13 protein-coding genes and 3 pseudogenes are annotated in these 9,915 nt (G+C 46.6%); 5 read left to right on the top strand and 11 right to left on the bottom strand.

Annotation, left to right across the window (positions count from 1 at the left end; all coding sequences use genetic code 11):
- Positions 1 to 325: 325 nt before the first annotated feature.
- The gene (locus KP814_RS31450) at positions 326 to 1,639 is read right to left on the bottom strand and encodes a serine hydrolase (RefSeq protein WP_253938776.1); all 1,314 of its coding nucleotides are present in this window, start codon (positions 1,637 to 1,639) and stop codon (positions 326 to 328) included.
- Positions 1,640 to 1,867: 228 nt separating this feature from the next.
- Between KP814_RS31450 and KP814_RS33200 the strand changes: the two are divergent.
- Positions 1,868 to 2,089, top strand: a pseudogene (locus KP814_RS33200) (DNA polymerase V subunit UmuC); the annotation flags it as partial.
- 54 nt (positions 2,090 to 2,143) lie between these two features.
- On the top strand, positions 2,144 to 2,290 hold the full coding sequence (locus KP814_RS33015) for a DUF4113 domain-containing protein (RefSeq protein WP_253938778.1): 147 nt from the start codon (positions 2,144 to 2,146) through the stop codon (positions 2,288 to 2,290).
- 14 nt (positions 2,291 to 2,304) lie between these two features.
- Here the strand turns inward: KP814_RS33015 and KP814_RS31440 are convergent.
- A pseudogene (locus KP814_RS31440) lies at positions 2,305 to 2,430 on the bottom strand (IS5/IS1182 family transposase); the annotation flags it as partial.
- Between the two features lie 253 nt (positions 2,431 to 2,683).
- On the opposite strand from KP814_RS31440, the gene KP814_RS31435 reads away from it, so the two are divergent.
- Positions 2,684 to 3,997: a diguanylate cyclase gene (locus KP814_RS31435; protein ID WP_216740485.1), complete on the top strand. Its 1,314-nt coding sequence runs from the start codon at positions 2,684 to 2,686 to the stop codon at positions 3,995 to 3,997.
- A gap of 353 nt (positions 3,998 to 4,350) precedes the next feature.
- Here the strand turns inward: KP814_RS31435 and KP814_RS33010 are convergent.
- The 5 genes and pseudogenes from KP814_RS33010 to KP814_RS31410 all read right to left on the bottom strand — a co-directional run.
- Positions 4,351 to 4,498, bottom strand: a pseudogene (locus KP814_RS33010) (transposase); the annotation flags it as partial.
- A 261-nt stretch (positions 4,499 to 4,759) separates the two neighbouring features.
- Positions 4,760 to 5,203, bottom strand: a complete 444-nt coding sequence (locus KP814_RS31425; protein WP_216740483.1) for a phosphate-starvation-inducible PsiE family protein — start codon at positions 5,201 to 5,203, stop codon at positions 4,760 to 4,762.
- Between the two features lie 36 nt (positions 5,204 to 5,239).
- Entirely contained in the window at positions 5,240 to 5,569 is a 330-nt protein-coding gene (locus KP814_RS31420; RefSeq protein ID WP_216740482.1) for a hypothetical protein, read from the bottom strand.
- 163 nt (positions 5,570 to 5,732) lie between these two features.
- Positions 5,733 to 6,623 (bottom strand): LysR family transcriptional regulator, encoded by an 891-nt coding sequence (locus KP814_RS31415; protein ID WP_216740481.1) that lies wholly within the window; start codon positions 6,621 to 6,623, stop codon positions 5,733 to 5,735.
- 7 nt (positions 6,624 to 6,630) lie between these two features.
- Positions 6,631 to 7,239: a MarC family protein gene (locus KP814_RS31410; protein WP_216740480.1), complete on the bottom strand. Its 609-nt coding sequence runs from the start codon at positions 7,237 to 7,239 to the stop codon at positions 6,631 to 6,633.
- Between the two features lie 99 nt (positions 7,240 to 7,338).
- Between KP814_RS31410 and KP814_RS31405 the strand changes: the two genes are divergently transcribed.
- Together KP814_RS31405 and KP814_RS31400 are read left to right on the top strand one after the other, a co-directional pair.
- Positions 7,339 to 7,530 carry a hypothetical protein gene (locus tag KP814_RS31405; protein WP_216740487.1) on the top strand — a complete coding sequence of 64 codons (192 nt, stop codon included), beginning with the start codon at positions 7,339 to 7,341 and terminating at the stop codon, positions 7,528 to 7,530.
- A 129-nt stretch (positions 7,531 to 7,659) separates the two neighbouring features.
- Positions 7,660 to 8,478 (top strand): alpha/beta fold hydrolase, encoded by an 819-nt coding sequence (locus KP814_RS31400; RefSeq protein WP_216740479.1) that lies wholly within the window; start codon positions 7,660 to 7,662, stop codon positions 8,476 to 8,478.
- A gap of 111 nt (positions 8,479 to 8,589) precedes the next feature.
- Here KP814_RS31400 and KP814_RS31395 read toward each other — a convergent pair whose 3' ends face one another.
- Genes KP814_RS31395 through KP814_RS31380 form a run of 4 tightly spaced genes read right to left on the bottom strand, consistent with a single transcriptional unit; the run spans position 8,590 to position 9,783 of the window.
- Positions 8,590 to 8,940, bottom strand: coding sequence for an antiterminator Q family protein (locus KP814_RS31395; RefSeq protein ID WP_216740478.1), 351 nt, complete (start codon positions 8,938 to 8,940; stop codon positions 8,590 to 8,592).
- Positions 8,937 to 9,227, bottom strand: coding sequence for a DUF968 domain-containing protein (locus KP814_RS31390; protein WP_216740477.1), 291 nt, complete (start codon positions 9,225 to 9,227; stop codon positions 8,937 to 8,939). Before KP814_RS31390 ends, KP814_RS31395 begins: the two co-directional genes overlap by 4 nt.
- Positions 9,224 to 9,571, bottom strand: coding sequence for a hypothetical protein (locus KP814_RS31385; protein ID WP_216740476.1), 348 nt, complete (start codon positions 9,569 to 9,571; stop codon positions 9,224 to 9,226). The genes KP814_RS31390 and KP814_RS31385 overlap by 4 nt, the downstream gene beginning before the upstream one ends.
- Entirely contained in the window at positions 9,568 to 9,783 is a 216-nt protein-coding gene (locus tag KP814_RS31380; protein ID WP_216740475.1) for a hypothetical protein, read from the bottom strand. The genes KP814_RS31385 and KP814_RS31380 overlap by 4 nt, the downstream gene beginning before the upstream one ends.
- Between the last annotated feature and the right edge of the window lie 132 nt (positions 9,784 to 9,915).

Here is a 9,915-nt window from a genome sequence, read left to right as displayed (position 1 = left end):
ATCATAGAAATTATGCCGCATATTGAGCGTCTCTCGACGAGGATCAGAAAGGCTGGAGAAATGGTGTTTAACGCCGTCAATTAAAGAAGAACCCATAACAGTCCTTATTAGGGGAGAAAAATGGGCGTACTCTATGGATTTACTGTCTAGTATTCAACCATATAGTGCGATTTGCCTGAGGTAATGAGCGAGCGTCTTCTATAATCATATGGGCATTGCATCATATCTATATCGATGCCAGGTTAATAGTGAAGGCGGTCCAACACACAAAAACCAGCAAAGCTAGTATGTATCGGTGTGCAGCGGCTTGTTAGCCATAATTTTTTTAGTTACTGTTTTTTTTTAGGTATTCAGCTACAGCTTGATAGGCTGGCAGCGATGTTGGGTCAATCTTTGCGTTATTGGCTGAAGGAAAAGACGAGTACCTGACAATAACCATTTCAGCGGTCGGGTCTATGTAGATTGTTTGACCATGGACGCCGCGAGCCGCCACCGCCCCATGATCATTATGAAAAACCCACCACATGCTTTTGTAACTGCCACCGGGGAGCGTTTTATAACCAGCTTTGGCAAAAGCAACTTTATCACCGCCGGCCAAGATGCTTTCAACGGCCTTTTGGGGGAAAATTTGTTGTCCATTAATCTTGCCGCCGTTAAGCACTAACAGCCCAATCCGCCCAAGATCACGCAGGCTTGCACTAAGTCCACCACCTGCGAAAGGCATTCCCCTGGCATCAACAGTCATATATCCGTCCTGCTCTGCGCCCATTTTGCTCCAGATACGCTCCGACAATAGCTGTGAAACGTCTTTACCAGTGACTTTGGCAATAATCCATCCCAGTGCATCCGTATTAATTGTCTTGTAACCAAAAGCTTCTCCGTGTACACCGTTTTTTCTGACTGTCTGTAAATACTCAAGGTAGCCATTCGGGCCTTTGTACTCTTTAGGCTTGGGCAAAGGGCTTGCCGCCTTGGAGTAAAGCCAGATATCAGCATTGGGGTCGGAATAGTCCTCGCTATAATCCAAAGCTGTTGTCATGTCCATAACTTGTCGGACTGTCGCACTTCCAAATGCGCTATCCTTAAGTTGCGGGATGATTGAAGAGACTTTAGAGCTCTCATCAAGTCTTCCTTCAGCTATCAGCACTTCTGCCAAGAGCCCCGTAAGTGACTTAGTCATCGACATAGCTGCATGCTGCCCCATCTCGTTTAAACAACCGAAATATCTTTCATAAACAATTTTGCCCTTGTGCAGAATGAGAATACCGTCGGTATAATTTTCCGATAGTGATTGGGCCCATGTTACCTCCCGCTCACTGTTCATAGGTATGAACGTTAATGAATCAATATTTTTGTTATTGGCATAAACGAAAGAAGTTGGCACAGAGATTCCCCTACTTACTTGTTTGGTGGGCATCAACTCTCGAATGTGACAAGCAGTCCACCGCAATTTGGGAAAGCTAAAAAAATCAGATTCCGGCTGCATAATGAGTTTATCTTTCGGTGGTGGAAATCCAACCATCCAGCCCATTTTTGTCGGATCCGAGTCTTCAGCTGTTAAAAAATTTGATGATTGATTATTTGCATAGCTCAAACTGCTCAACACTAATGATAACAATATCATTGTGACTCTCATCATTATTTCCCCCCTATTCTTCATTAATGTGACCAGCTTGAATTTAGAGCTAACATTTATATATCGCGCATGCATATTATTCAATTTTCAACACTTTAAAGATAGATCCTCCAGCTCACTGATTCCAGTGTAAAAAGCCCGGATATTCGAACCACCTCGCTCACGAAAACCGTGCCACTTGATTCTCTAAAGCATGCGAGTTTCTTGACGCATCAATAGCTCCGCGGAGAGAATCAGCGCGCCGCCGTCATTACCGTGTTTATCCAGACCGGAAAATTCTCCAAAGGTGAACCATACTACTCCAATGCAGCAACCGGAAAGCTGCCTTTTCCTTCTGACGATACCCGCGATTTTATAGAGCTTGCCAGGGTGTTACTGGAGAGGATCGGGCGGGATGGCTACCGCTATTTGAAGGCCGGAGTATTGCTCTGTGACTTCTCCCCTCCTGGGGTTTGTCAGCGTCATCTATTTGAAGAGGACGAAGGGAGGCGCGGTAGTGTGGAGCTTATGGAGACATTGGATAAGCTGAACCGGGGAACTGGTGGCGTTGTTTGGTTTGCTGGACAGGGTATACAGCAGCCCTGGGGAATAAAACGAGGGAAGCTTTCTCCTGCTTATACTACTCAATGGTCCGATATTCCAAGGGCTATCTAGGGCCTATTGACGTTTTATATCGGCAGCCATAAATACCCGCAAGCCATGGCTACCATACTTTCATGGTTCCTCTTCAACTTGTCATACCTCGTCACGATGGCCCGGTACTGATTGAATCGGGCGAAGGCGTTCTCCACCATAAGATAGCCCCCCCCCTCATGAACAAAAAAGGGGCATCACTGAGTTAGGCAGTCTGAACTATAATATTGTTTTTGCTTGGCGGCCTTATACTTAAAGAGCCTCTGAAAAACGTCGGCGAGGCTGCCAGTGCAAGGAAAAAGTCGGCGAAAAAGCGCAGTTTATCGTGAATAAATGAGCATTTTGAGCCGGCTTTTGACGCCGCAGGTAGTTTTTCAGAGGTTCCTTAATATACGGATTAGAAAAGAGGGAGTCATGAAAGTACTAATTGTGGATGATTGCAAGGCTATCAGGTTATTAATTCATGAATATGTAACCTCATCAGGACACACTGGCATTATGGTCAATAATGGTCAGCAGGCTATAGCCGCTTTAATAGAGAGTAAGTTTGATCTAGTACTAATGGATGCGGAAATGCCTGGAATTAGCGGTTTTGAAACAACTAAGCGTATCAGAGAGATATTTCAAGATGACTGGTTCCCAATTGTATTTTTGAGCAGTAGTTGCGGGGATGAGAACATCAAAAAAGGTATAGAATCGGGGGCAGATGGCTATCTAAGCAAGCCGATAAGTGCTGTGGCGCTGACCGCCCAGATTAATGCTATGGCCAGGATAGCCACAATGCGAAAGGAGCTGCTTAGCGTCACATCAAAAATGAAAAGTATATTTGACAATGCAGTAGATGGAATAATTATTATTAACACTCAAGGTATTATTCAATCAATTAACTTCGCCGCCCAAAAATTATTTGGGTATAGTGATATTGAGATTGAAGGAAAAAACGTAAAGCATTTAATGGCAGAGCCCTTCCGCAGTCAACATGATAGTTATCTACAGCGCCACATTGAAACCAAAAAAAATACAATTATAGGTATAGGCCGCGAGGTAGAAGGTCTTCGTAAAGATGGTAGCACATTCCCTTTTGAGTTATCTATAAGCGAGCTAATCATTGATGATGAGCATTTATTTGTTGGTCTCACGCACGACATTAGTGAGCGAAAAAAGTTTGAAGATAAACTATATCAAGCATATAGCGAACTAAGAAGCGCAAATATTGAGCTGAAAAGAATATCTCTCACTGACCCTCTAACCCAGCTTGCAAATCGCCGCCATTTTGATCAAGTCCTTAATCAGGAACTCAAACGAGCACATCGGGGCAATATGGAAATTTCTCTTATTCTATGCGATATCGATCACTTCAAAAGGTTTAACGACAGCAAGGGTCATCAAGCGGGGGACGCATGTTTAAAAAGAGTAGGGAGCGCTATTTCCAGGAGCCTCCATCGCTCGACTGATGTTGCCGCCCGTTATGGCGGGGAAGAGTTTGCTATTATCTTGCCAGGAACGAATAAACAAGATGCTATTATTATTGCTGAAAACCTACGTAACGCCATTTGGGAAGAGCATATCCCCCATGAATCGTCAGAAGTGTGTGATCGAGTTACTCTAAGCCTAGGTGTGGCGACTAGCTCTCATAATGCGGAGCTTAGCAAGACAGCTTTAATAGAGCAGGCAGATCAAGCTTTATATCGAGCAAAAGAAAAAGGTAGAAACCAGTCGTCATTTTAAGCCCCTAAGTAAAATGGAGAGCGGCGAAGAATTTGTTTTTTCCTCCTTATTACCGCCCTAAAGAGCCCCCCCGGACAGGGGAATCGCGCTTCGTTTATTGCTTGAAACCTTATAAAGCGGCAGGAAATTGCTGAAAATACGACTTTAGGGAAATGCTCTGTAGCAGAGAATTCCCGGAAATCATGGCATAGTGAGTAAAGTAGCGAATTTGAGATATTGAGTGCCATTTTCACCTCTCATGGCGGAAAAGTGTGGTCAATTATTCACCATGCAGTGCGATTTGCCAGCCCCCCCCGGATGGATTACTCCATTCTGATACTGACTGAAACTGTGACCATGTTCGCCACGATCCTGCGCCAATTGTAAAGTTGTGACTCGTGCAGACAATTGCCTTACGGCAGCACTCACGCCGATACGTTGAGCTAGCGCCAGGGCTTCCACCTTGTACTCGTCGGAATAACGTTGGCGAGATTTGGATTTTGTTGTTTCCTTTTTGGTCATAATTCACCTCTGTAGCGTAGTTTACTCGCATAGCAAGGTGTCTATCATTGGTAGGTAAGATCACACTGTCACGTGTACTCAGTCATAATTAAAACCACTGTAAACTTATCACTGCTATCGTCATGTATTATGACATGGTGTTCATCCTTGTTCGCGAGGGGGAGAGTTCATGTCTAAAATAATACTAATTCTTACGTATCCATTATTGCAGCCAGAGGCAATACTATCGAACGGAAATAGCTCCTTAGTAACCCGATTACGTTACTCGCCTACATGCCGCGAGTCAGGTAACCGGTGAATAAGCCAATACCCAACACTCATCGCCAATACAACAGCGCCCAAAGCAAGAATATACATTGGGTCAGCTTGTTCCGTGTCCAATATTATCACTTTCCGCGCAATGGCCATCAAAGCTGTCGCAAGCACAATTTTGACATGAATGACATCTTCCCGAAGGTAAACAGTAATGTTTATAAAGATCTCAATCGCAATGAGTACCGCCATGAAGGCCCCGAAGGTCGCGAGCATATCCGATATAGTGAGTATGAAGCGAGGCGGCGCACCTAGCTTTTGGTATAGCGTCCAACCAACATCCACAACCCCCATGACAATCACAAACGCCATGAGGATTGCCAATACCCTGACAGACCAGTGAATAATATGCTGCAACGACGCAATCAGCCTGTCATTTTTGTCAATCTTCATACTCACCTCACCCACAAGACATTCAAAGCCGAGTCTTTAGGCTGCCTGTAATCTGTCAGCTTTTTCAGGGCTCTTGTTTTCCAGCTCTCCTTCTGGAATTTCATATACATGAAATGCTTCAGGCCCAAAGGGATCAAGCGCCGTATCTCTGTATATATAGCTCCTCGGGACAGGGTCTCCAGTTAACACCACAACAAATTCTGCCGTAATACAAGGCACTGAGACGGAAAGCGGCTCTTCTACCCAAATAAATACTGCTTTTTCCGTTAACAGGTATTCTGAACGAACAATGCGATAACCTTGGCGCAAATTCAGAGTGTTAATAGCTGCTCCACTTTGCAATCGATATTTATGAATCGTTTTCATCTCGGATTCTCCCATGTGTGTTCGACACTGGGAGTTTGCGACAACTCATCCTTAGATAAAATCAGATTATCCGGTATCGTTAATACGATTTTTCCGATCCATCTACACGCAAACGCCGCATAGAGCTTAGTCAAAAATGGTGCGGACTCGCGTTACTGGGTCGTCAGCGCTGATAGCGCTTACAGATTGCCTCAACAGCCAGGTTGCCAGAAAGCCGACTTCTGGTTATCGCAAATAGATGTTCCATAACCACATCAATGTTGCCGATCGATTCCACCTGATACTGTCGGCACACCTCATCCGCCACGATAGTGGGTGCAGCGAAAACCCCCAAACCATGGGCGCCAAAAACTTTTATTAGCGCGCTGTCATCTATCTCTGCACGCACAACGGGCTTGATTCCCTGATTACTTAACCATTGCATCAATTGATGAAAATATGGCGAGTCCAGGGTGGCAGCAAGGAAAGGCTGACCATGAAGGCTTTTAGGAAAGCGGGAACGCAGATCTTTTGCAAGGGAGGGAGCAGCAAACAAACTGATCGTCGACTCCTCAAGTTTATACCAATGGATAGAGCTACTTCGTTGTATCGTAGGCAGCCGATCAGCCAGGACAATATCAAACCGATGGTGATCCAGCTCCTGCACCAAGTAATCAACCTTCCCTGTCTGACAGCTAAAATCCACTTGACGCTCAAGTTTCATCGCCGGCTCTAGCATCCGGTAGGCGAACAATTTATGAATTGACGCGGAAATGCCGACAGAAACCTTGATGGTCTGCTGAGTGGTGATCATTGAGGTCACATGCTTCAATTCTTCAGCGACTCGGAACATCTCATCCGCATACTTCAGAGTTGTATGGCCGAGATGGGTCAGTACTAACTGTTTACCCTGACGCTTAAATAGAAGCCCTCCCAACTGGCTTTCCAGAGACGCGAGCTGACCGCTCAACGTTTGCGGCGCCAGATTCAGTTCCCGACTGGCTGCAACCAGCGACCCCTCTCTGGCAATCACCCAGAAGTAATATAAGTGTTTGAAATTGATCGAACTAGGCATAGCGCTCCTACAAGCTGAAAAATGCCTGAATCCCAGACAGAATATTCGTCACGGCCAACGCCGCCAGAATCATTCCCATCACCCGACTAATAATGCTCGTTCCCAGTGTGCCGACAAACTTGTGGATAAAGCTTGAAAGCAACATCAAAATGAGAGTGATTAACAGTACCAAGCACATGATCGCAGTCGTCAGAAACTGCTCCCATAGCTCAAATCGATTATTCTCTGTCAGCAATACTGCCGCCAAAATAGCTCCAGGGCTGGCGATTGACGGAATAGCCAGCGGAAAGGTCGCAGTCTCGGATTCTCTGTTAATCATTTTGATTTCTTCTTCGGGCTTGCTCTCGCCAAAGATCATGGTTAACGCAAAGAGAAACAAAATGATCCCCCCTGACACTTGAAAGGCGGACAAAGGAATGTCGATGCTGGTTAAGATCAGCTCTCCTGCAATGACGAAAAATACCAACACACCGGTTGCAATGGTGATGGACTTGGCCGCCACTCTCCGTTTGGCCGGTTCAGTCATCCCTGCGGTCACAGCCATATATACGGGAATGGTTCCTACCGGATCTATCACAGCAAAAAAGAATACAAACGTCGCAATGAACTCATGCATCTTATCAACCCTGGATTACTTAACGTCCCGGTGCAAAACCTGGGGCAGAGGCTTTATGCCGCGTGACAAGCCTTAAGGAAGTCTAGATGCCCCTGCTTCATTAGGCGCCACTCATATTGTCATACTACATTAACTTTGACCGGAAAATTCTCCAAAGGTGAACCATACTACTCCAATGCAGCAACCGGAAAGCTGCCGTTTCCTTCTGACGATACCCGCGATTTTATAGAGCTTGCCCGGGTGTTACTGGAGAGGATCTGGCGGGATGGTTACCGCTATTTGAAGGCATAATACGGTCTTGCCTATATCCGAAAGCGGTTATGAATAGGTCTTATCCAAAATATAATAGCCACGTGCTAATATGGAGTCCACACCTTTACCTCATGGAAAGATTATATTTATCAATACAGAGAGAGAATTGTGCTAAACGAAAGATGGTTAGATATTGATGGCGACAAGCTCTATTGTTTATCATCCAGCATTTCAAAAAAACAAGATACTTTAGTTCTTCTACATGGTTTGGGAGAGTCTCACTTATGTTTTGCTGATGCAATTGATTGGCTACCTAATCATAACATCGTTATGTTTGATATGTGTGGCTACGGTTATTCGCCTGCATCCTCTATATCCCATAGCACAGAGACTCAGGCAAAGCGCATATTAGCAGCGTTGAAGTTTATAAATATTGAAAAATGTTTTCTGCTGGGTCATTCCTGGGGCGGGGATGTTTCCACCCTGGTTTGCAAGAATGATGACAAAAGAGTTATACAAGGCTTTATCAACGCAGAAGGTGGGTTACACGAGGAAAACGTCATATTATCCAGAATAATTTCCGAGCAATATTCCAGCCTAAATGAAAAAGAGTTTAATCACTGGGTAAAGGGAAGCGGCTTTGCGACGTGCTTTCCACTTTCCTGGGGACATGGGGCGGGAATAAAGTATCTTGCATCCGTCAGACGCTGTGATCCTGTTGTATTAGGCGAGACCGCCAGCGAAATCTATTCCCAACACGCAACCCAGGACAGTCGCGGAGTTGTCAGTTGGGGACAGTTTTATGAGGCGCTGCCAATTCCTAAAGTCTACTTCTGGGGCACTCAGAGCTTAGAAGGATGTGAACGGGCTATGGAGTTCATCGAAACGCTAGACAATGTTCGCTTTGAAGGGGCAAATCACTGGGTACAAAATGAACCAGCCAAGTTTTATGCTGAAGTGGAAAAATTCATGTCCAGTGTAATATGAAGTAGCCTGGATGCAGTTTCAAGTATGACAATACAGCCCCTAAAATAGTGCCAGTTAAAAAAATAAAGACAGTTAGCCACCTCATAATAATCCACCATATTTATTAACACTTTACTTAGAGGCATTAAGTGCTGCATCCAGCCAAGCTATGCCGGATTTAACTAATATATCTGCTTTACGGCGATCAAGTTTCGGTATGCGACGTACAACATAAGACAAGTTTTCACCTGCCATGTAGTACAGCCTCACGACCTCCCCCATCTCCTCGTCCCTAGCCCGCAACTTAGAGACAGCCATATCCACCCTGGCCGCCTCTTGATCCGTAATTACCGGCGACCGCACCGAACTCCCAGCCATCCGCGCAAACGGCGTGGACGATGGATAGCCCACGCCTGAATCAGCTTTTGACCACCTCGCCCACTGTTCCAGTAACCACGCGGTTTCATCTACTGCTCGTCTCATCGTTTTACCTCAATCATTTCGTTTTCTATAAGTTGGATATGTGTCCAGGCAAGCCAATCCATGGTCAGCTGCTCGCGCTCCGCTTTGGTTAATGCTTTGCCTTGGTCGAACTCCATGTGACAAGGCACGCACAACGGGAACGTGGCGGCATCTGACGCCTTCAGCCCCCTGCCCTTGCCGTGTCTCAACAGGTTCGAATGGGCCGCTTGTGAACCGCCCTCAATGCCACAGGAGGCGCAAGGCAATTGCCGAATCGCGGCCAGTAGTTTTTGATTTCTGTAAATCACGCCCCGTACCTCATCCGCTCCGCCCGCTTGTTGGCCGACTTTGTCCGCCAGATTTCAACGGCCCATTCCGCTGTCCGTAACTCCCAATGCAAACGCGCCTCCTCTTCCGTCGCCTGCATCAGACCTTTCAACAGCTCCAAATATTCAGGGTGACGCCTCGCCCATGCCTCCTGCCGGTTCGCTGCCGTCAGGTCAGGGTCCGCGCTCTCGGCCTCCCTCATGAGAATGGCGATCTTGGATTTACGGAACTCCTCCAGGTAAACCCGGTTCGCTTTGGCCTTCGCAAACTCAGCCGCCTTGTTTCGGATGTTCTGCAACTTTTGCTCCAAGGTTTCGTCGCTCATGCCGCCCGCCTCCGTATCAGAGCCCTGGCCATCTCTGGCGTGATTACCGTCGGCGCCGCTTTCGGTTTGGCCTTCAGCGCAAAGTGGGTCCGCACATGCGCTTCAACCATCGCCCGGAACTGCGCAGGAACGGCGGCCAGCGCTCTAGCTCGCTCCTCCCTGCCCTGCATTTGTAGAATCTCGGCGGCGTACTCCCTTGGGCGCTTAGTCATGTTTAACCGCCCTCCAGGCCACTGCCTTACGTCCTGAAATCGAGCATTCCATAATTCCGACGCGCTCCACCAAGCCCGCCTTCTCTGCGTCTGGTAGGCGGCGTGCGACCATGTAGCGATCAAGCTTTGCGG

Origin of the sequence: Hahella sp. HN01 (genome assembly GCF_018986435.1) — a bacterium.
In the GTDB taxonomy this organism is placed as follows: domain Bacteria; phylum Pseudomonadota; class Gammaproteobacteria; order Pseudomonadales; family Oleiphilaceae; genus Hahella.
The sequence above is the reverse complement of the archived record's forward strand: the minus strand, read 5'-3'. Positions and strand labels throughout refer to the sequence as shown.

Bases quoted from the DNA above. Each gene is read 5' to 3' on its own strand.
- KP814_RS31450 (WP_253938776.1), bottom strand. From the start codon at position 1,639: ATGATGAGAGTCACAATGATATTGTTATCATTAGTGTTGAGCAGTTTG.
- KP814_RS33015 (WP_253938778.1), top strand. From the start codon at position 2,144: ATGGAGACATTGGATAAGCTGAACCGGGGAACTGGTGGCGTTGTTTGG.
- KP814_RS31435 (WP_216740485.1), top strand. From the start codon at position 2,684: ATGAAAGTACTAATTGTGGATGATTGCAAGGCTATCAGGTTATTAATT.
- KP814_RS31425 (WP_216740483.1), bottom strand. From the start codon at position 5,203: ATGAAGATTGACAAAAATGACAGGCTGATTGCGTCGTTGCAGCATATT.
- KP814_RS31420 (WP_216740482.1), bottom strand. From the start codon at position 5,569: ATGAAAACGATTCATAAATATCGATTGCAAAGTGGAGCAGCTATTAAC.
- KP814_RS31415 (WP_216740481.1), bottom strand. From the start codon at position 6,623: ATGCCTAGTTCGATCAATTTCAAACACTTATATTACTTCTGGGTGATT.
- KP814_RS31410 (WP_216740480.1), bottom strand. From the start codon at position 7,239: ATGCATGAGTTCATTGCGACGTTTGTATTCTTTTTTGCTGTGATAGAT.
- KP814_RS31395 (WP_216740478.1), bottom strand. From the start codon at position 8,940: ATGAGACGAGCAGTAGATGAAACCGCGTGGTTACTGGAACAGTGGGCG.
- KP814_RS31385 (WP_216740476.1), bottom strand. From the start codon at position 9,571: ATGAGCGACGAAACCTTGGAGCAAAAGTTGCAGAACATCCGAAACAAG.
- KP814_RS31380 (WP_216740475.1), bottom strand. From the start codon at position 9,783: ATGACTAAGCGCCCAAGGGAGTACGCCGCCGAGATTCTACAAATGCAG.